At 44.8% G+C, this 19,330-nt stretch carries 21 protein-coding genes; 19 read left to right on the top strand and 2 right to left on the bottom strand.

Annotated elements, in window-relative coordinates; genetic code table 11:
- Positions 1 to 98: 98 nt before the first annotated feature.
- A complete protein-coding gene (locus K1I80_RS04455) occupies positions 99 to 1,244 on the bottom strand; it encodes a cobalamin-independent methionine synthase II family protein (protein ID WP_223312754.1) in 1,146 nt (381 codons plus the stop codon).
- A 216-nt stretch (positions 1,245 to 1,460) separates the two neighbouring features.
- On the opposite strand from K1I80_RS04455, the gene K1I80_RS04450 reads away from it, so the two are divergent.
- On the top strand, positions 1,461 to 1,931 hold the full coding sequence (locus tag K1I80_RS04450) for an SP_0198 family lipoprotein (RefSeq protein WP_223312755.1): 471 nt from the start codon (positions 1,461 to 1,463) through the stop codon (positions 1,929 to 1,931).
- Positions 1,932 to 2,111: 180 nt separating this feature from the next.
- Entirely contained in the window at positions 2,112 to 3,149 is a 1,038-nt protein-coding gene (locus K1I80_RS04445; protein WP_223312756.1) for a zinc-binding dehydrogenase, read from the top strand.
- 90 nt (positions 3,150 to 3,239) lie between these two features.
- Here K1I80_RS04445 and K1I80_RS04440 read toward each other — a convergent pair whose 3' ends face one another.
- Positions 3,240 to 3,965 carry a hypothetical protein gene (locus K1I80_RS04440; protein WP_223312757.1) on the bottom strand — a complete coding sequence of 242 codons (726 nt, stop codon included), beginning with the start codon at positions 3,963 to 3,965 and terminating at the stop codon, positions 3,240 to 3,242.
- A 109-nt stretch (positions 3,966 to 4,074) separates the two neighbouring features.
- On the opposite strand from K1I80_RS04440, the gene K1I80_RS04435 reads away from it, so the two are divergent.
- From K1I80_RS04435 to K1I80_RS04355, 17 genes are all read left to right on the top strand, one after another.
- A complete protein-coding gene (locus K1I80_RS04435) occupies positions 4,075 to 4,683 on the top strand; it encodes a TetR/AcrR family transcriptional regulator (protein WP_223312758.1) in 609 nt (202 codons plus the stop codon).
- 67 nt (positions 4,684 to 4,750) lie between these two features.
- The gene (locus K1I80_RS04430) at positions 4,751 to 5,812 is read left to right on the top strand and encodes an ABC transporter permease (protein ID WP_223312759.1); all 1,062 of its coding nucleotides are present in this window, start codon (positions 4,751 to 4,753) and stop codon (positions 5,810 to 5,812) included.
- Complete coding sequence (locus K1I80_RS04425) at positions 5,813 to 6,478, top strand: ABC transporter ATP-binding protein (RefSeq protein ID WP_223312760.1); 666 nt, start codon at positions 5,813 to 5,815, stop codon at positions 6,476 to 6,478.
- A gap of 50 nt (positions 6,479 to 6,528) precedes the next feature.
- Positions 6,529 to 6,945 carry a GNAT family N-acetyltransferase gene (locus K1I80_RS04420; protein ID WP_223312761.1) on the top strand — a complete coding sequence of 139 codons (417 nt, stop codon included), beginning with the start codon at positions 6,529 to 6,531 and terminating at the stop codon, positions 6,943 to 6,945.
- A gap of 173 nt (positions 6,946 to 7,118) precedes the next feature.
- Entirely contained in the window at positions 7,119 to 7,730 is a 612-nt protein-coding gene (locus K1I80_RS04415) for a TetR/AcrR family transcriptional regulator (protein ID WP_223312762.1), read from the top strand.
- 18 nt (positions 7,731 to 7,748) lie between these two features.
- Positions 7,749 to 9,515 (top strand): ABC transporter ATP-binding protein, encoded by a 1,767-nt coding sequence (locus K1I80_RS04410; protein WP_223312763.1) that lies wholly within the window; start codon positions 7,749 to 7,751, stop codon positions 9,513 to 9,515.
- The gene (locus tag K1I80_RS04405; RefSeq protein WP_223312764.1) at positions 9,508 to 11,253 is read left to right on the top strand and encodes an ABC transporter ATP-binding protein; all 1,746 of its coding nucleotides are present in this window, start codon (positions 9,508 to 9,510) and stop codon (positions 11,251 to 11,253) included. The genes K1I80_RS04410 and K1I80_RS04405 overlap by 8 nt, the downstream gene beginning before the upstream one ends.
- Before the next feature lie 96 nt (positions 11,254 to 11,349).
- Positions 11,350 to 11,772 (top strand): hypothetical protein, encoded by a 423-nt coding sequence (locus K1I80_RS04400; RefSeq protein ID WP_223312765.1) that lies wholly within the window; start codon positions 11,350 to 11,352, stop codon positions 11,770 to 11,772.
- A gap of 30 nt (positions 11,773 to 11,802) precedes the next feature.
- On the top strand, positions 11,803 to 13,074 hold the full coding sequence (locus tag K1I80_RS04395) for a DUF2130 domain-containing protein (RefSeq protein ID WP_223312766.1): 1,272 nt from the start codon (positions 11,803 to 11,805) through the stop codon (positions 13,072 to 13,074).
- A 9-nt stretch (positions 13,075 to 13,083) separates the two neighbouring features.
- Entirely contained in the window at positions 13,084 to 13,527 is a 444-nt protein-coding gene (locus tag K1I80_RS04390) for a GNAT family N-acetyltransferase (RefSeq protein ID WP_011836809.1), read from the top strand.
- 30 nt (positions 13,528 to 13,557) lie between these two features.
- The gene (locus K1I80_RS04385) at positions 13,558 to 14,361 is read left to right on the top strand and encodes an alpha/beta fold hydrolase (protein WP_223312767.1); all 804 of its coding nucleotides are present in this window, start codon (positions 13,558 to 13,560) and stop codon (positions 14,359 to 14,361) included.
- 3 nt (positions 14,362 to 14,364) lie between these two features.
- Complete coding sequence (gene truB, locus K1I80_RS04380; protein ID WP_223312768.1) at positions 14,365 to 15,243, top strand: tRNA pseudouridine(55) synthase TruB; 879 nt, start codon at positions 14,365 to 14,367, stop codon at positions 15,241 to 15,243.
- 247 nt (positions 15,244 to 15,490) lie between these two features.
- Positions 15,491 to 16,420 carry a bifunctional riboflavin kinase/FAD synthetase gene (locus K1I80_RS04375; RefSeq protein ID WP_317627759.1) on the top strand — a complete coding sequence of 310 codons (930 nt, stop codon included), beginning with the start codon at positions 15,491 to 15,493 and terminating at the stop codon, positions 16,418 to 16,420.
- A gap of 111 nt (positions 16,421 to 16,531) precedes the next feature.
- Positions 16,532 to 16,933 (top strand): Spx/MgsR family RNA polymerase-binding regulatory protein, encoded by a 402-nt coding sequence (locus tag K1I80_RS04370; RefSeq protein WP_002906786.1) that lies wholly within the window; start codon positions 16,532 to 16,534, stop codon positions 16,931 to 16,933.
- A gap of 2 nt (positions 16,934 to 16,935) precedes the next feature.
- Positions 16,936 to 17,214: a UPF0223 family protein gene (locus K1I80_RS04365; protein WP_002912219.1), complete on the top strand. Its 279-nt coding sequence runs from the start codon at positions 16,936 to 16,938 to the stop codon at positions 17,212 to 17,214.
- On the top strand, positions 17,204 to 17,974 hold the full coding sequence (locus tag K1I80_RS04360) for an inositol monophosphatase family protein (RefSeq protein ID WP_223312770.1): 771 nt from the start codon (positions 17,204 to 17,206) through the stop codon (positions 17,972 to 17,974). The genes K1I80_RS04365 and K1I80_RS04360 overlap by 11 nt, the downstream gene beginning before the upstream one ends.
- The gene (locus tag K1I80_RS04355; RefSeq protein WP_223312771.1) at positions 17,975 to 19,279 is read left to right on the top strand and encodes an RsmF rRNA methyltransferase first C-terminal domain-containing protein; all 1,305 of its coding nucleotides are present in this window, start codon (positions 17,975 to 17,977) and stop codon (positions 19,277 to 19,279) included. It abuts the gene before it with no gap.
- Positions 19,280 to 19,330 lie beyond the last annotated feature (51 nt).

Genomic DNA, 19,330 nt, shown 5'->3' with positions numbered 1-19,330 from the left:
GATGCAGATGAAACTGGAGTTCATCAAAGAAATCTAATTCAGCCCAAAATTGATTTTAAAAGCATAGAAAAAAGCGGTCACACCGCTTTTTTTGCTCATTATCCCCAGAATTTCTGGGCGATTTCTTGGCCTTGTTTGATTTTGGCCCATTGTTGCTCAATAGTGAGTTCGTTTCCAGAGTCACAAGAGGCGAAGCCACATTGGTGGGAGAGCAGGAGTCGCTCTTTTGGTAAAACGGTTGCTGCTTTCTCGAGGAGGTCTAGGACACGTTTTTCGTCATCCAAGCCTGTCGTCTTACTGGAAAGCAGTCCTAAAACGACTTCCGCATTCTTGTCCTTCAAAGCTGCTAGGGCTGATACATCACCAGCTACATCGCTATCCCACTCTAGGAAGTAGCGATCATAGTGTTGGTCGCGCAGGAATTTTTCCGCGATAGCTTCGTAGGTACCTTCAGCAGCAGAGCGGCTTTCGTAGTTACCACGGCAGTTGTGGGTCCAGACAGTCAGTCCAAGCTCATGAGCGTAGTCTACGACTTCGTTATTAATAGCGACAAACTCGTCTGCCAGGTCAGCCAGACTAGCATTGCCCTCCGCAAAGAAGCTAGCAGGATTGGATTCGTCAAAGAGTTCCCATAGACAGTCGTCAAACTGGATAATCTGTCCGCCAGCAGCCTTATAGTCGTACAAAAATTCCTTATAGGCCTGTATCAAACCTTTTTTCAAATCTTCATTGGTCTCATAAACTTGTCCTGGTCCAGCCAAGCGGTCAAAGACAGCTAACTCAGTATAAGCATGGGCTGGCCCCCAGACAGTCAGCTTAGTATCTTCACCAGCAGCCTCTTCCTTGACTAGCTTATAAATCTCGATAAAGTGATGATTTTTTCCAGAGAGTGGTGCTGTGATGCGGATACCAATATCCTTGCGGGTCTCATATTGCCCGCCGTCGTGGTCCTTAAAGGTATAGCCGTGGTCGGCAATGTAGCGCTCGATTCCCTTAAGTCCCCAGACAAAGTCCAGATGCCACATGGATTTAGAGTATTCTCCATCCGTCAGGATGTCAATTCCCTTAGACTTTTGCTCAGCGATAATCTCCTTGATGTCAGCTGTCTCCGTCTCATGGTAGCCTGGGAAGCTGTCGTAGAAGGGGTATTGAATGTCGTCGCGGTGCTCAATTTCTGTTTTATACTGGCGGAGATTTTCTGGGCGCAGAAGAGACCCAACCAGTTGAAATTTTGATTTTGTCATAAGATTTCACACTTTCATTAGGGATTATGGTCTATTGTATCGAAAATTCCTCGGCAAATAAAATAGTTAATTATACTGGTAGAGTATAGCCGAAAACTATTGCTAGCGTTTAAGGTGTATTTTCCTTTTAATAAAAACTGCTTTTTCTTGACAAATGAAACAGACAAGTGTAGAATATAAGTATAAACTACAAATGTAGAAAAAGGAGAAAGCGATATGACTATTACAAAAAAAGCCTTTATCGGAATTCTATCTCTGACAGCAGCAGTCCTATTAGCTGCCTGCTCAGGCAATACCAACCAAGGAGGGAATACTAGTTCATCACAAAATACACAAGGCCAAACATCACAATCTGCGCAAAATCAGACTTCGCAGTCATCAGCTGCATCTTCCTCTAATCAACCTTCGTCATCATCAAATACAGGGCAGGCTACAAATCTAGATGGGCGCTACCAAGCAACCGACCATGATGGTGACCAGCATGTCCTAGAAATCAATAGTACGACTGGTACTTGGACTGAGACCGAGGTCGATGGCAGTAAGGAAATCAAGCAAGTACAAGTAGATGCCTCTAACCAAAGACTGATAGTTGGTGATGATGCTAAAAGCTATCGCCAAAATGGCAATCAGCTGATTGTGGACGAATTGGATGATGATCCAGACACTATGACCTTTACTAAGCAGTAAAGCGCTTCTCATTCTGCTCAGGACAACAGGAAGAGCAGTAAGGAAATCAAACTAGGAAACTCTGAGAAAGGAGTTTCCTTTTTTATAAGATTTTTATCTTAAATGATGTCAAAAATTTGACTTATGGGGTTCCCTAAGTTGTATAATAGTTACTATAAAGATATCAAAGGAGAAGAAACGATGAAATCAGCAGTTTATACAAAAGCAGGCCAAGTTGGGCTCGCTGACATTGAGCGTCCGCAAATCATTGAGGCAGATGATGCCATTATTCGGATTGTTCGGACCTGTGTCTGTGGCTCTGACCTATGGCGCTACCGCAGTCCAGATATTGAAGCAGGCCATCAAAATAGCGGGCACGAAGCCATTGGAATTGTCGAAGAAATCGGAGATGCAGTAACGACTGTTAAACCTGGTGACTTCGTTATCGCACCTTTCACTCATGGATGCGGGCAATGTGATGCCTGCCGAGCAGGATTTGATGGCACCTGTGATTCTCATATTGGGAATAACTGGTCAAATGGGGTGCAGGCAGAATATATGCGCTTCGAATTTGCTAACTGGGCTCTAATCAAAATTCCGGGCCAGCCCTCTGATTATACAGAAGGTATGCTCAAATCACTCTTGACACTGGCAGATGTCATGCCGACAGGTTACCATGCCGCGCGTGTGGCAGACGTCAAGCCTGGTGATAAGGTGGTCGTGATTGGTGACGGAGCTGTTGGACAATGCGCTGTTATTGCTGCTAAAATGCGTGGTGCTTCCCAAATCGTTCTCATGAGTCGTCACGAAGATCGACAAAAAATGGCCTTAGAGTCAGGTGCGACAGCTGTTGTTGCAGAACGTGGCGAAGAGGGAATTGCCAAGGTTCGTGAGATTCTAGGTGGCGGGGCAGATGCAGCTCTGGAATGTGTCGGAACAGAAGCTGCTGTTGATCAAGCTCTGGGAGTCCTTCACAACGGTGGTCGCTTAGGCTTTGTCGGTGTGCCTCACTATAATAACCGAGCGCTCGGTTCTACCTTTGCTCAAAATATTACAGTGGCAGGCGGTGCGGCCTCTGTCACAACTTACGACAAGCAAATCTTGCTCAAGGCAGTTCTTGATGGTGATATTAATCCGGGCAAGGTCTTTACTAGTGAGTACAGACTGGATGAGATCGATCAAGCTTATAAGGATATGGATGAACGCAAGACCATTAAGTCCATGATTGTCTTTGATTAGGTAAAGAAGAAAACAGCCTTGCTGCGGTCTCTTTAAGATGGCAGTAGGCTGTTTTTGCATGGCTTGGTAGTTCTTTTCATGAAAGGAAATTCATTCTTTATGCTCTTTGCACCAAGTTATCCACTTTGACCATTCGGCAGCCAGGTGGAGCTGGTGTTCTTTGATAAGGCTGTCTGGACAAAGGCTGGGGAATTCAACACAGAATCGGGCTTCTAGGCCTTTTTCTGTGTCGCGAAACTGATGGCGAATACCACCGATATTGCAACCATTCGCTAGACTGGCGGCACCGACAGTTTGGAAGGTATAAGACGCATCACGAGGCTCCTCTATCTCAGCTTCACCACCAAGTTTAAGAAAAAACTGTGTCGGCAGCGGGCTGTTTCCTGCAGTTTCAATGACTTCCAGTTTGCTGTCGTGCGGCTGCAAGGCATAATGGTCTGGACAGGCACCAAGATTGACTCGTTTATGAACATTTGTCTTTTCTAACATCAACTTTTCTAGCATTTTACTGAAAGAAGCAGCAGTCAGTCCACTTGCAAAAATCGTGATGATAGCTCTTTTTCGTGGTTTCTTGGACCATTTGGCCGCCCATTTCATCAAAAATTGACTCCATTTGAGTTTGGTTCCGATTTGCTGGATTAGCTCTTCGTATGTCAGCTTCATTTTTGCTTCCAGTAGGGCTTGGTCTAAAATCTCCGTGTTGTCAGTATTAGGTAGCTGTAGATTAAGTATCTTAGCTGCTTTATGGATTCTCTTCTTCCGCCATTGCTCAATTCTTTCTTGACTGACTTCCTTTTGATTGATCATAATCTTCATTTTTTAATCCTCTTGTTCTTGTCTTCTGCTTATATTTATTATATAGTGGAAGCTGGATGGCATACAAGCATCAATTTTAGAGAGACTGTTGCATTTTGAGGTGAATGACATGTATGAGAAAAAAAGAAGAAAGACAGAAAAGCAGATAGAGGATAGCTTGCTGCAGCTGATGAAAGAGCAGACTTTTGAGACTATCAGTATTCGCCAATTGATTGATTTGGCAGAGGTGAATCGCAGTACCATTTATCGGCATTATCTGGATAAATATGATTTGCTGGAGAAGATAGAAGATCGCTTGCTAGATGATTTGAAGTCCTATTATCAAGAGGCTCTAGAATCTGCCTGCTTGTTCAAGTTAGAAAAGGATTTTAAAGTGGAAGACTATATCCATGAGAAACAAAATCTTTTTTATTTTTTTGAGCCTTACTTGGAAGAGTTGGCCATTCTTTTGGGTCCAAATGGCAGTCCAACTAGTTCGAGGCGCTTGCAGGAAGCTCTGATGGAGATTTTCTCGCAGAGTATTTCCTTGGCTGATCCACATTTAGAGGAGGTTGAGGTGGATTTGCTCCTGAATCATCAAGCCGCGTCCTTTATGGGAACCCTGACTTACTGGCTGGCTCATCCTCGCTATAAGGCTCAGCAAATGAGTGATTTTCATGCTAGGGTGACCTCTGTCGGTCTGGCGGGCTTTGTCAGAGAGCATATGGAGGGGGATTGACAGGATAGTTTTTCCAGCTTGCTTCTTTATGGTATAATAGTCTGGAATATCTCAAAGGAGGACAGCTTTGTTTTTAGCTTTTAAAGAGATTGTCTACAGTCGCGGGCGTTATCGTTTAGTGGTTGCTGTGGTCTTTCTCATTACCTATATGGTTTTCTTTTTATCTAGTCTTTCCGTCGGTTTGGCTAGGCTCAATCGCTTGGCTTTGGACCAATGGCAGGCTGAGTCGATCGTTTTGTCGGAGTACGCCAATAAGAATCTAATAGCTTCGACTCTCAAGGAAGAGGAATATAGCCGCCTGCTTCAAGGGGACTCAATCGCTGCTTTGGGACAAACGTCAGCAGTGGCCAATTATGAAGATGGGACTGATAAACTCAATGCTCAGGTTTTTGGTCTCTCTTGGGATAGTTTTCTGGCGCCTGACATTATTGAGGGACGTCCTGCTGAGACTGCTTATGAAGTTATTGCGGATAAGCGTCTCCAGCAAAAAGGTGTGAAACTAGGCGACCAACTCCAGCTCAATGGCAGTGAGCGCCTCTATCAGGTTGTTGGTTTCACAGAGGATAATAGCTTCTTTACGCAACCTGTAATTTTTATGGCTCTAGATGATTTCAGGGAATTAAAGTACGGCTCTAGTCAGGTTAAGAATATCAGCGCACTTGTGGTCAAGGATGGTCAGAAGATTGAAGAAGCAGGACTTAGTCAGCTCTCTATGAGTGATTTTATAGAAAATATCCCTGGCTATCAGCCTCAGGTACTGACTTTTTCCTTTATGATTGGGGCCATGGTTCTGATTACATTTTTGGTATTGGGAATTTTTATGTACATCATTACCATCCAAAAGACACATCTTTATGGTATTATGCGCGCCCAAGGAATTGCCAGTGGGAAGATTATTGCTTCTATTTTTTGGCAGATTTTCATCCTGTCCACTCTGGGAATCAGCTTGGCAGTCTTGGCTCTTTTGGGAACCCAGCTAGTCTTGCCGGCTTCTATGCCTTTTTACAGTGACTGGCGAGCTTATGCTGGATTGATTGTCCTGATTGTTTTCATGTCACTGGCTGGCGGACTTTTGTCCATTCACCGGGTTCTGAAAATTGACCCTATCACAGCGATCGGAGGTGAGTAAATGTCAATCATAGAACTAAAAGGGGTTACAAAAGAATACGGCCAGGGACATACGCTGGTTCAAGCCCTGAAACCAACTGATTTCCAACTGGAAGCGGGGCAGTTTGTAGCTATTATTGGGCCGTCAGGCTCGGGTAAAACAACCCTTCTGACCTTGCTGGGGCATTTACAAACACCCTCAAAAGGGCAGATTCTCTTGCATGGGAAAGATACTTCCCAGCTCAAGGAAAAGGAACGGGCAGCCCTGCGTTTCAATGATTTCGGCTTCATTTTGCAAGCCTCCAATCTCATTCCCTTTCTGAAAATCGAAGACCAGTTCCAGCTGATTGACCGCTTATCTAAAAAGGAAAGGACGGATCTAGACAGTCTGATTGAGTTGCTGGATCTACAAGGAACACTCAAGCAGTATCCGAAAGAATTGTCCGGCGGAGAACGGCAGCGAGCTGCTATCGCTAGAGCACTTTACAATAGCCCAGATATTATCTTGGCTGATGAGCCGACAGCTAGTCTGGATACAGAGCGGGCCAAGCGCGTTGTCCATCTGCTGAAAGAAGTGACCCAGAAATTTCATAAGAGTGTGGTCATGATTACTCATGATACCCGCTTGCTGGACGAGGTTGACAAGGTCTATGAGATGCAAGACGGAGTGCTGACTCAAGTTCGATAAAGTTTTAGAAGGTTTCGGAAATCAAACAGAGAAAAAACAAGGAGAGGACTATGATTCATTATAAAACAAATCCGCAGCTAGATTTTGCGGCAGTGCTAGACCTCTATGATTCGGTTAGTTGGATCAATTACACCAATCGTCCTCAGCAGTTAGAGCAGGCATTCCATCAGTCCTTGTTTGTGATGGCGGCCTATGACGAAGACAAGTTGGTTGGTTTGATCCGAGCGGTCGGGGATGGGCTTACCATTGTCTTCATTCAGGATTTATTGGTGTATCCACACTACCAGCGTCAGGGGATTGGCCGAAGCCTTCTTCAGGAGACGCTGGAAAGATTTAAGGATGTTTACCAAATCCAGCTGGCAACGGAGCAGTCAGATAAAAATCTAGCTTTTTATCGAGAGCTCGGCTTTCGCCGACAGGAAGATTTCGACTGTACTGGTATGATTTATGCACCTAATAAAAAGTAAAATTCTAGAGGAACTTGTTCGCAAGCTCCTTTCATTATGTTTACAAGAAGAAAAGGAATAGAACTAGACCGATGCAAATATTTCTCGGTCTCTTTTGTTTTTTCTTGACAGTTAAATTGTCAGAATTTATAATAAAAGAAGAAAGGCGATAACGGTGTTATCGAATTGAAAGCATGAAAAAAGAAACAGATGAGTTAAACGAAAAAATCTTGGAAAGCGCGAGGAGTGAGTTCTTAGCTTATGGCTATCAGGATGCTTCACTGCGGAGAATTTGTCGCGCTGCTGGCTTGACGACTGGGGCTCTTTATAAGCGATATGAGAGTAAGGACAGTCTCTTTGCTGCCCTGCTTGAGCCTACTCTGATAGCCTTAGACCAGTATGGACAAGAGCAGAAGCGACGTGACTATGCTTTCCTAGAAGAGGGACACCTGTCTGACATGTGGGCCCATCGCTTGGAAGATCTCCAGTCCCTGATGAGGATTCTCTATGAGCATAAGGATATTATGCAGCTTTTGCTCTTTAAATCTCAGGGCTCTTCGCAAGCGGACTTCAGGATGCGTCTGCCTCATTTGGCAGCAGACGAGACTTATCGCTATTTGGAGCTGGCTTACAAAGAGGGGAAGATCAATCATCTGGTCAAACACGAGTTTCTGCGATCGTGCATGACAGCTTATTACACAGCTGTATTTGAGCCCTTGGCTCAAGACTGGCCCCAAGAGCAGGCGCTGGAATTTTGCCATTCCATCATGAACTTGTTTGACTGGGGAGGTTTGCTAGGTTTTTGATAGAAAGAAGGAAATTCTATGAAGAAAAAATCTGTCCTTGCTTGGATCTGGGACTTTGTTTCCCTTCATAAGATATATTTTGTGCTCAGTCTGATCTTTGCCTTTGCCTCTGTGATTTCAGGATTTCTGCCTTATTTCTTTATTGGTGGAATGATTAATCAGCTCTTGGCTGGCAATAAAAACTGGGATTTTTACCTGCAGCAGTCAGCGTGGGCAGGTCTGGCCTGGATTGGCTACTGGGGATTTCACGGTATTTCCACCATGCTGTCGCATACGGCTACTTTTAAGATTCTAGCGGAAATGCGGCGTCGCCTGACAGAAAAGCTAGCTAGGCTGCCTCTAGGTACAGTGCTTAGTCAGTCATCAGGCAGTTATAAAAACATTATCGTTGAGCGGGTAGATGCGACCGAAACGACCTTGGCTCACCTAATTCCAGAGTTTACTGCTGGGGTTTTTGGTCCGATTATTGTTCTCATTGCTATGCTGGTTATTGATTGGCGGCTGACCTTGCTGTCTCTCCTGACTATTCCCATCGTTGTGCTGGCCTATGTTCGGATGGCTATCAATAGCGAAGCAGACTATCAAAATACTCTGGTCAAGACCAAAAAACTCAATGATACAGCGGTGGAATACATCAATGGGATTGAAGTCATCAAGGTCTTTGGCAAGGAAAAATTTTCATACGATAAGTTTGTGACGGCTGCTAGAGAAGGAGCAGACTGCTTTATTGAGTGGATGCGCAAGTTCAATCTAGAGATGGGTATTGTGACTGCTTTTCTGCCATCAGGCTTGCTCTTTCTGCTGCCGGCTGGCTGTTATTTCTATCTGCAAGGAAGCTTGACTGCCAGCAATTTCATTCTAATGATTATTCTTTCGCTCAGTTTGCTGACTCCTCTGATTTTAGTGGCTAGCTATATGGACGATTTACGGAAAATCGGGACTATTTTTGGCCAAGTCATTGATATTTTGGAAAAGCCTGATTTGAAAAGGCCTCAGGAGCTGAGAGAACTTCCAAAAGGAAGGGATCTGGTCATGACGGATGTCAGCTTTGGCTATACAGATGAAGAGGAAGTACTGCACGACATTTCGCTAGATATTAAGGCTGGCAGCATCAATGCTTTAGTTGGGCCATCAGGCTCAGGTAAGTCTACAATTGCCAAGCTTCTAGCTTCTTTCTGGGATGTCGGTTCTGGTCAGATTACCTATGGTGGCTTGGACATTCGTCAGCTTCCGCTAGACTATTATAGTCGGCAGATTGCTTACGTGACCCAGGACAACTATCTCTTTGATGAGACTATTATGGAAAATATTCGGATGGGAAATCCAGCGGTTTCTGACGAAGAGGTCATCGAAATTGCCCGTCGCTGTGGCTGTTATGACTTTATCATGAACTTAGAAAACGGCTTTGAGACGCAGGTCGGATCTGGCGGCGGGCATCTATCTGGTGGTGAGCGCCAGCGGATTGCCATCGCCCGTGCCATGCTTAAGGATGCGCCGATTCTTATCTTGGATGAAGCGACTGCTTATACAGATCCGGAAAATGAAGCACGGATCCAGTCCAGTCTAGCTCGTCTGATTGAGGGACGGACCTTGATAGTCATTGCCCACAGGCTGTCTACGATTATGAGTGCAGACCAGATAGTCTTGGTCAATGACGGTCGGATTGAAGCTAGAGGCCGGCATGAAGAATTGCTGGCAGCCAGTCCGCTTTATGCTTCTATGTGGCAGGCCCATATTGCAACCAGGGATAGTGGTGAGACGGAAGGAGGGCTGACGCATGCTTAATATACTGAAGAAATTCTTTGATTTCTGTACGCCAGAGGACCGTAGGAAATTTTATCAATCCATTTATCTGGGCGTCATCAAGTCCTTTATCATCGCTCTGCGTATCCCAGCAATCGGCCTAGTCGTTATGGGACTGATTGAGAAGAATCTCTCTATGCAGACTTTCTGGCTGGCTCTGGGCATCATGCTGGTATCCACTGTTCTAAACGTCTGGATTACCCTGAAAATAACCATGCTTCAGACGGAAGCGGGCTATCATACCTGTGCTCAGAAGCGGATTGAAATTGCCGAACACATGCGCTATCTGCCCATGGGTTACTTTAATCAAAATAGCTTGGGCAAGATTACCAGTGTTACGACCAATACGCTGGAAGGGTTGTCTGATGTAGCTACCAGAGTGGTTATGATGACTGTGCAGGGCTTTCTGACGACTGGTCTCATCACCGTTTTAGTCTTTCTCTATGACTGGCGGGTTGGTCTGGTTCTCTTGGTGGGTCTCGTCCTCTTTCTCCTGCCCAATACCCTCATGCGTTGGCAAGTTGGCAAGGTTTCTGATGACAAGTATCAGGCGGATATGAACCTGGTAGCCGTTGTTTTGGAGTACAGCCAAGGAATTGCTGAAGTAAAGAACTACAATCTGGTCAACCGTTCTGCCAAGAATCTGTCCAAGGCTATTGAAGGCAAGAGTCAGCTAGATACCAAAATGACACTTGTGACCTCACCTTACATTGCCCTCCAGGGTATGGTGACCAAGCTGACCGGTCTCTTTATGGGTCTTTTCTCTATCTATTTTTATCTCAATGGCAGTATGGAGCTGCTGGTAACCATTATGATGATTGTCAGTGGTTTTATGATTTATGAAAATCTAGACGGCGTTGGCTCTTTCTCTTCTCTCCTGCGCATTGTTGATCTGTCGGTTGATATGGTCAATCAAGTCTTGGCTATCCAGTCGATGGACATCAGTGGTCAGGATATTGAGCCTAAGAGTAGCCGGATTGAGCTGAGAGATGTTAGCTTCTCTTATGGAAATAAGAAAATTATTGACCGGGTTTCCCTCACCATTCCTGAAAAAACAACAACTGCTCTGGTCGGACCTTCTGGCTCTGGCAAAACAACGCTCTGCAATCTCATTGCCCGCTTCTGGGATGTGGACCAGGGAAGTATCAGTTTGGACGGTCATGATGTCAAGGAGTACAGCTATGACAGCCTGATTCGCAATTTCAGCTTTGTCTTCCAAAGTGTCTATCTCTTTGAGGATACCATTGCCAATAACATTCGTTTTGGCAAGCCGGAGGCCAGTCAGGAAGAAGTAATAGAGGCAGCCAAGAAAGCGTCCTGTCATGACTTTATCCTCTCACTGCCTGATGGCTATGACACCAAGATTGGTGAAGGAGGTGCCAGTCTTTCTGGAGGTGAGCGCCAGCGCATTTCTATCGCTCGGGCTATTATCAAGGATGCGCCTATTATCATTCTGGATGAAGCAACAGCCAATGTTGACCCAGAAAACGAAGAAGCCCTCATGCAGGCTATTCAGGCACTGACTCGCGATAAGACCATTATCATGATTGCCCACCGACTCAAGACGGTTGAGCATGCAGATCAGATTTTGGTGCTGGATCAAGGCCGCATTGTCGAACAAGGCAAACACCAAGACTTACTGGCCAAACAAGGTATCTACAGCAAATTTATCCAAGAAAGAAAAACAGCCGCCAGCTGGCGGATTGAGATGGAGGAGTGATAACTTGAAACAGCAGGCTATTTGGCTTGCTGTTTTTTATCTGATCAAAGAATGGTATAATAATCATAAAGATTAACGAGCAGAAGTAGGAGAAAGATGGAAAGAGCAGAGAAGCGACCTCCTGGCCGGGCCTTTAGTTTGCATGATTTGAGCACTCGGAAGATTTGGCTGGAAAGCAATCATTTGCATGTTCAGTTTGATTATATGATTGATTATAGTCAGGAGGGCGAAAAGTATTATGAAGCTGGCATTTGCTTTGAAAATGTTGAGCTTGATTATTGTCAAATCTACATTTTGGACAGTCAAGAAAATCCGGCATTCACTGGTGTTTACTATCCATTAGAACATTTTCTAAAAGAATATCCGCAATTTATTATTACAATTATTCACGAATATTACAGTGATAAAAAGTGTCTTTGGCAGGGAGAATTATCAATGGGAAATAAGATTTTTCCTTGTCAGCTCCAAATAATGTATGAAGGCTGCATGAACTGTCGTGTTGGAAAAGAAAAAGAATAAAGAGTTTAACTACAGAGAAAGAGGTACGCCATGAACGAAATCAAATGCCCCAACTGCGGGGAGGTTTTTACTGTTAATGAGAGCCAGTACAGTGAGCTTTTGTCGCAGGTTCGGACAGCAGAGTTTGACAAGGAGATTCATGCTCGAATTGAGCAGGAACTAGCTTTGGCGGAGCAAAAATCCCAGAATGCCCAACAAGCTCTGCTATCGCAGAAAGAGCAGGAAATTAGCAATCTTCAAAGTCAGATTGCTCAGTTTGAGACCCAGCAGGAGTTGGCTAAGAAAGAGGCAGAGCAGGCAGCCAGTCTTCAATTGCAGGAGAAGGATAAGGAAGTCCAGCAATTGGAAAGTCAGCTGACAACTCTGCGCTTGGAGCATGAAAATCAACTGCAAAAGACCTTGTCTGCGCTGGAAAAAGAGCGAGACGAGGTTAAGAACCAGCTAGTCTTGCAAGAAAAGGAAGCAGCGCTGGCTCAGACCTCGCTCAAAGAGCGCTATGAGGTAGAGCTGCGGCAGAAAGATGAGACTATAGAGTTCTACAAGGATTTCAAGGCCAAGCAGTCTACTAAGATGATTGGCGAGAGTTTGGAACAGCACTGTGAGTACGAGTTTAACAAGAACCGTATGGGCATGTTCCCGCGAGCGGAGTTTGGCAAGGACAATGATGCCAGAACAGGCAGCAAGGGCGACTACATTTACCGTGAGGTGGATGAAAATGGTGTAGAAATCCTCTCCATCATGTTTGAGATGAAAAATGAAGGCGATGAGACAGCGACCAAGAAGAAAAACGAGCATTTCTTCAAAGAGCTGGATAAGGACCGGCGGGAGAAGGGTTGCGAGTATGCCATTCTGGTGACACTTCTTGAGGCTGACAGCGAGCTCTACAATTCGGGTATTGTCGATGTGTCCTATGCCTATGAGAAGATGTATGTTATCCGCCCTCAGTTCTTCTTGCCCATGATTACCCTCCTGCGTAATGCTGCGCTCAACTCGCTCCAGTACAAGCAGGAACTGGCCTTGGTGAGGGAGCAGAATATTGATATTACGCATTTTGAGGAAGATTTGGATGCCTTTAAAGTTGCTTTTGCCAAGAACTATCAGTCTGCTTCGACCAACTTTGGCAAGGCCATCGAGGAGATTGACAAGGCCATCCGCCGGATGGAAGAAATCAAGAAGTTCCTGACAACCTCTGAAAACCAGCTGCGCTTGGCAAACAACAAACTGGACGATGTCTCTGTCAAAAAATTGACGCGCAAAAATCCTACCATGAAAGCTAAGTTTGAAGCTTTGAAGGGTGACTAGGAGGATCCTATGCAGATACGAAAAGCAACCATGAAAGATGCTGAAGCCTTACTGTCTTTATACGAAGACTTGGGCTATCCAACGACCGCTTCTAAGCTGGCTCGACGTTTAGAAACGATTCTTTCTCAGCCGCATTATGGCTGTCTTTTAGCTGAAAGAAACGGAGAAATTTTAGGTTTCTTAGGTTATGCAAAGCTCTTCTTTTTTGAAGCAGATGGATCTTACTATCGTATTTTAGCTTTGTCAGTTGCAAAAGAAGCAAGACGACAAGGAATTGCTAGTAGGCTAATCGATGAATTGAAAAAACAAGCGGTAAAAGAAGGAGTTAAGGCACTGACTCTAAATAGTGGATTAACTTCTGAACGAAATGCTGCACATCAGTTTTATCAGGCGGTTGGATTTGAAAAAGTGACTGCCGGCTTTGCTCTGCATTTAAAAAGTCAACATGAATAAACATGATAAAATAGTAAGGGAAACGAAGTAATGTCTTCAACAAAAGGGAAAACCTTATATTTTAACGAAAAAAGCATGGATTATGCGACCTTTGGAAAAGGGAAGAAGCCGCTGCTCATCATTCCAGGTCTAGGAGATGGTTTGGCGACTGTTAAGAGAATGGCGCAAATGCTTGCCCTAGCTTATAGGGACTTCGCAACAGCTTACCAGGTCTATGTTTTTAGCAGAATCAATGAGTTGCCAGAAAATTATTCAACACGAGATATGGCGACTGATATAGCTGAAGCAATGGATGTTTTAGGTTTGAAAACGGTAGCTATCCTAGGAATTTCTCAAGGTGGTATGATTGCCCAATGGTTGGCAGCAGATTTCTCAGAAAGAGTTGAAAAATTGATTTTGACAGTTACTACTGCGAAACTGAATAATCTTGGTAGGGAGCGGATTACTCGCTGGCTTGAGTTGAGTCAGACTGGATCCTATAAGGAACTAATGTTGGATATTGCAAGTCACTCTTATACACCTAAATCCTTTGGAAAGTTTAAATACCTTTATCGAATAATGGGAATCTTTGGTCGTATTAAAGATAAACAGCGGATTGCTATTCAGACCATATCTTGCTTAAGACATGATAGTTTAGCAGTTCTGGAAAAGATCAACTGTCCTACGCTAGTCATCGGAGCAGAAGAAGATGACGTTCTAGGTGTAGAAGCTTCGCTCGAATTGCATCACCATATCAAAGATAGCCAGTTCACTATTTTGCCAGACTGTGGCCACGCACTCTATGAACAGCATAAGGATTTCCAAAAGAGAGTTTTACTATTTTTAGAAAGTTAACCAATGAACGGAATTATCAACCTAAGAAAAGAAGCGGGCATGACCTCGCATGATGCGGTATTTAAGCTGCGAAAGATTTTAAAAACCAAGAAAATCGGTCATGGGGGAACCTTGGATCCAGATGTAGTAGGGGTGCTTCCGATTGCTGTGGGCAAGGCGACGCGCTTGGTCGAGTTTATGCAGGAGGAAGGCAAGGTCTACGAGGGGGAGATTACTCTAGGCTGCTCAACGACGACAGAGGATGCTAGCGGAGACATCTTAGAGCGGACGCCAGTGACAGAGCTTTTAGAAGAAGCCCTTATCGATGAAGCGATGGAGTCCATGACTGGTGAGATTCGCCAGATTCCGCCCATGTACTCTGCAGTCAAGGTCAATGGCCGCAAGCTTTATGAGTATGCTAGAGCGGGTCAAGAAGTGGAGCGGCCAGAGCGGCAGGTGACCATCTATAGTTTCGAGCGCACCAGTCCGATTTCCTATGAAGATGAGCAAGCCCGCTTTCGTTTTCGAGTCAAGTGCAGCAAGGGGACCTATGTCCGAACCCTGTCTGTTGATTTGGGAGCTAAGCTTGGCTTTGCCAGTCACATGTCCCAGCTGACACGGACTTCCTCGGCAGGTATGAGCTTAGATGATGCCTTGACTCTGGATGAAATAGCAGAGCGAGTAGCAGTAGATGATTTCTCCTTCCTCCAACCACTCGAATTAGGAATCGGAGATTTAGTGAAGGTTGAGCTTTCTGACGAGCAAGTTGAGGATGTGAGAAATGGCCGTTTTATCAGCTTGGTGTCAGAAGAAGCGGAGCTAGCTGGCTTTTATAAGGAGAAGTTAGTAGCCATTTTGGAAAAGCGGGAAACCGCCTACAAGCCCCGCAAAGTCTTCCTTTAATATCCGCAGTAGAATTGTCAAAAGATTGTTACTCTTTTGTAATATGAAATGTGCGCTTGCATGTTATAATAATTTCATTAAACCTCACAAAAGGACAGCAACTGCACAACTGCTGTCCTTTTGTTTTGCTTTTTTCAGATTTTGACCAACGCCCTGACTAAGGCAGTAAAATCTTTTTGAATATTTTGCAGTTTCGCGCGGAACGGATATTGTAAAAATAGCAAATGCGTAGTAAAATAGAGGAATGATGATAACCAAGAGAATTATAGATGAAAAAGGGATTGATCAGACAGAAGATACAGTCCTTGTTCTAGGCTATTTCGATGGACTGCATAAGGGGCATCAGGCACTCTTTGAGAAAGCGAGAGAGATTGCAACGGAGCAAGGTCTCAAGATTGCAGTGATGACCTTCCCAGAGTCTCCTAAGCTGGCCTTTGTCCGCTACCAGCCTGATCTCATGCTGCATCTGGCTAGTCCTGAGGACCGGATGGCGCAGCTGGAAAGTTTAGGTGTTGACTATCTTTACCTGATTGATTTTACTAGCCATTTTGCGGGCAATACAGCTCGGGACTTTTTTGAGAAGTATGTATCTCGTCTGCGTGCCAAAGCTGTGGTAGCTGGCTTTGACTATCATTTTGGCTCAGACCGCAAAGAGTCACATGAGCTGAGAGATTATTTTAACGGTAAGATTGTTATCGTTCCTTCGGTTAATCTGGATAATCGGAAGATTTCTTCCACACGGATTCGGGAGACGATTGCTGTCGGTGATATGCTGAAAACCCAGGAATTGTTGGGCTATCCTCTGTCCACTCGCGGGATCGTGGTTCATGGCAATGCCAGAGGACGGACGATTGGCTATCCAACAGCCAATCTAGCTCCCTTGGATCGAGTCCGTCTCCCAGGAGATGGCGTCTATGTCGCGGATGTTGAGCACAATGGTCAGCGCTATCGCGGTATGGCTAGTGTTGGGAAAAATGTAACTTTTGACGGTGATGAACTCCGTTTTGAGGTTAATATCTTTGATTTTTCTCAGGATATTTATGGAGATACCATTCGGATTTTCTGGCTGGATAAGATTCGCGAGATGGTTAAGTTTGAAGGTATTGACAGTTTGGTTGCTCAGCTGCAGAGCGATGAACGGATCGCTAGAAGTTGGACTGGTTATCGAAATAGTTGAAAAATTTATATTTTCATGACATTCGGCAGTAATTTTCAAAAAAATATAGTCAAGCCAAATAAAATTTAGTATAATAGAGGTAGTTATTATACAGAATTAGAAGAGAGACGCATGATTACATTATTTTTATCGCCGAGTTGTACTTCTTGCCGTAAGGCGCGTGCTTGGCTGCTAAATCATGAAGTGCCCTTTCAGGAACATAATATCATGACGAGCCCTCTGTCAGCTCCCGAATTGCAACACATTCTTTCTCTGACAGAGAACGGTACAGACGACATTATTTCAACTCGCTCAAAAATTTTTCAGAAATTAGATTTGGATGTGGAGGATTTGTCCATTTCAACCTTGATTCAGTTGATTGAGGAAAATCCCAGTCTTTTGCGACGCCCAATTATTTTAGACGGCAAACGGATGCAAATCGGCTTTAACGAGGATGAAATTCGTGCTTTCCTGCCTCGTAGTTATCGTAAGGAAGAGTTAAGATCCGCAACCATGCGGGCAGATATTCAGTAAAGATGAACAAAAATTATAGTTACCCACTAGATTTATCGTGGAGCACTGAAGAGCTTGCTTCGGTGCTCTCTTTTTTTAATGATGTAGAAGCAGCTTATGAGCAGAAAGTCCAAGCGGAAAAGCTCTTGAAGTCCTATGCGGCTTTCAAGCAAGTTGTTCCTAGCAAGGGCCAAGAGAAGCGAATCGGCCGTGAGTTTGAAAACGTCAGCGGTTATTCGCTTTATCATGCTGTTCAAGAGGCAAAAAGTAAAGGTAAAGGAAGCATTTCTCTTGGAAAATAAATTTCATTTTGCTAAAGAAATCATCTACCAAGCTGGTGCTTTTTTGAGAGAACATCTCTATGATGATTTGGATGTGAGACAAAAGACCAGTGCCACTGACTTGGTCACCCAGATGGACCGAAGGGTTCAGGATGATTTGGTGGCTAAGATTCTAGCCCGCTATCCGCAGGATGCTATTTTAGCGGAGGAAAATGGACTCCGACATAATATTGCTGATGGCAATGTTTGGGTGATAGATCCAATCGACGGGACCACCAACTTTATCACTCAGAAAGCTGATTTTGCTGTTATGATTGCCTATTTTGAAAAGGGCATTGGTCGTTTTGGCTTGATCTATGATGTGACTAGAGACCAGCTCTATCATGGTGGCGGTGACTTTGACGTCTACTGTAACGACTGGAAACTTCCTGCTTTTGAGGACCGGCCTTTTCAAGATTTTCTCATGGCTTCTAATGCCGGTATGCTGCAAGCCAATGATTGGGGCTTGGCAGACTTGGCTCGGGAGTGTTTAGGCGTTCGGGTTTATGGCAGTGCTGGGATTAGTTTTAGCAAGGTACTATCTGGTGGCCTCTTGGCTTATTTTTCCTACAACTGGCCTTGGGATTATGCGGCGGCTTCGATTATGGCGGAGAAGCTAGGCTTTATCGTCCAGACCTTGGATGGCAGTCAGCTAAATTTCCAGACTCGGCAGCCTGTCATGATGGCGCCTAAGTGCAAACTATCGGCTCTGACGCCTTATTTAGAAAAGGGGAAGCAGTAGATGGACTTTCCTAAAGGTTTTAAAGAAAAATATGAGCAGATTTTAGGCGTGGAAGCGGCGGACTTTTTTGCGACTTTTGACGAGGAGCCGATTTCGGCCTTTCGCAGCAATCCTCTGAAAGAAGGCCAGCAGAATTTCTCAGATGCCATTCCTCAGACAGACTGGGGCTTTTATGGCAAGGTGCCTGGCAAGTCTGCTGAGCATGTGACTGGTCTGGTATATTCGCAGGAGCCAGCAGCTCAGATGGTGGCTCAGATAGCAGCACCATCTAAGGGGATGAAGGTCCTAGATTTGGCAGCAGCACCAGGTGGCAAGTCTACCCATCTCTTGTCTTTTTTGGACAATACAGGCCTACTGGTCTCCAACGAAATCAATAGCAAACGCTCAAAAATCTTAGTGGAGAACATTGAGCGCTTTGGTGCTAGAAATGTGCTTGTTACCAATGAATCAGCTGAGCGGTTGGCTCAGGTCTTTGAAGGTTATTTCGATTTGATTGTGCTGGATGCTCCTTGCTCGGGCGAGGGCATGTTTCGTAAGCAGCCGGATGCTACCCAGTATTGGACGCCGGATTATCCAGCTCAATGCGCCCAGCTCCAGCGAGAGATTTTAACAGCCGCTATGAGCATGCTTGCCAAGGACGGTCGTCTGGTTTATTCGACCTGTACTTGGGCTCCTGAAGAAAATGAAGACGTCGTTGCTTGGTTACTGGAAGAATTTCCACTTGAACTGATTGATATTCCTAAGATAAACGGGATGACTGAAGGAATTGGCTTTCCGGAGACAGCTCGGATGTATCCGCATCGCTTCAAAGGTGAAGGTCAGTTTGCAGCTCACTTTCGCTTTACTGGTGAGAATAGCTGCAAGAAGATTAAATCAAGTAAGAATCGTTTGACGAGCGAGCAAAGAAAGCTATGGCAGGACTTTGAGAGCAAGCATCTAAAAACAGTCTTGACTGGTGACCTGCAGACCTTTGGGGACAATCTTTATTTGTTGCCAGCTGGCCTGCCAGACCTGTCCAAGCTCAAAATTGCTCGTAACGGTTTGCATCTAGGAACGTTTAAGAAGAATCGCTTTGAGCCTAGCTTTGCCCTAGGTTTGGCTATGAAGCCCAGTGAGGTTCTGAATCAAGTTGAAATCAATAATCAGGACTTCAAGAAATATGCAGCAGGAGAGACGATTGAACTGGCAGAAGCGCAGCCAAACGGCTGGTACCAACTAGTCCTTGGCGGGAACGGCCTGGGCTTTGCAAAAGTCACTGGAAAAACCCTGAAAAATTATTTTCCAAAAGGCCTGAGATTTAGATAAAATATTAGGAAAAGCTGGTATTATATGATATAGTTGAAGATGTGAATGTAT

The organism is Streptococcus sanguinis (genome assembly GCF_019929225.1).
Classification (GTDB): Bacteria; Bacillota; Bacilli; order Lactobacillales; family Streptococcaceae; genus Streptococcus; species Streptococcus sanguinis_J.
Note: the sequence above shows the minus strand (reverse complement) of the source record. Positions and strands in the feature narration are given on the sequence as shown.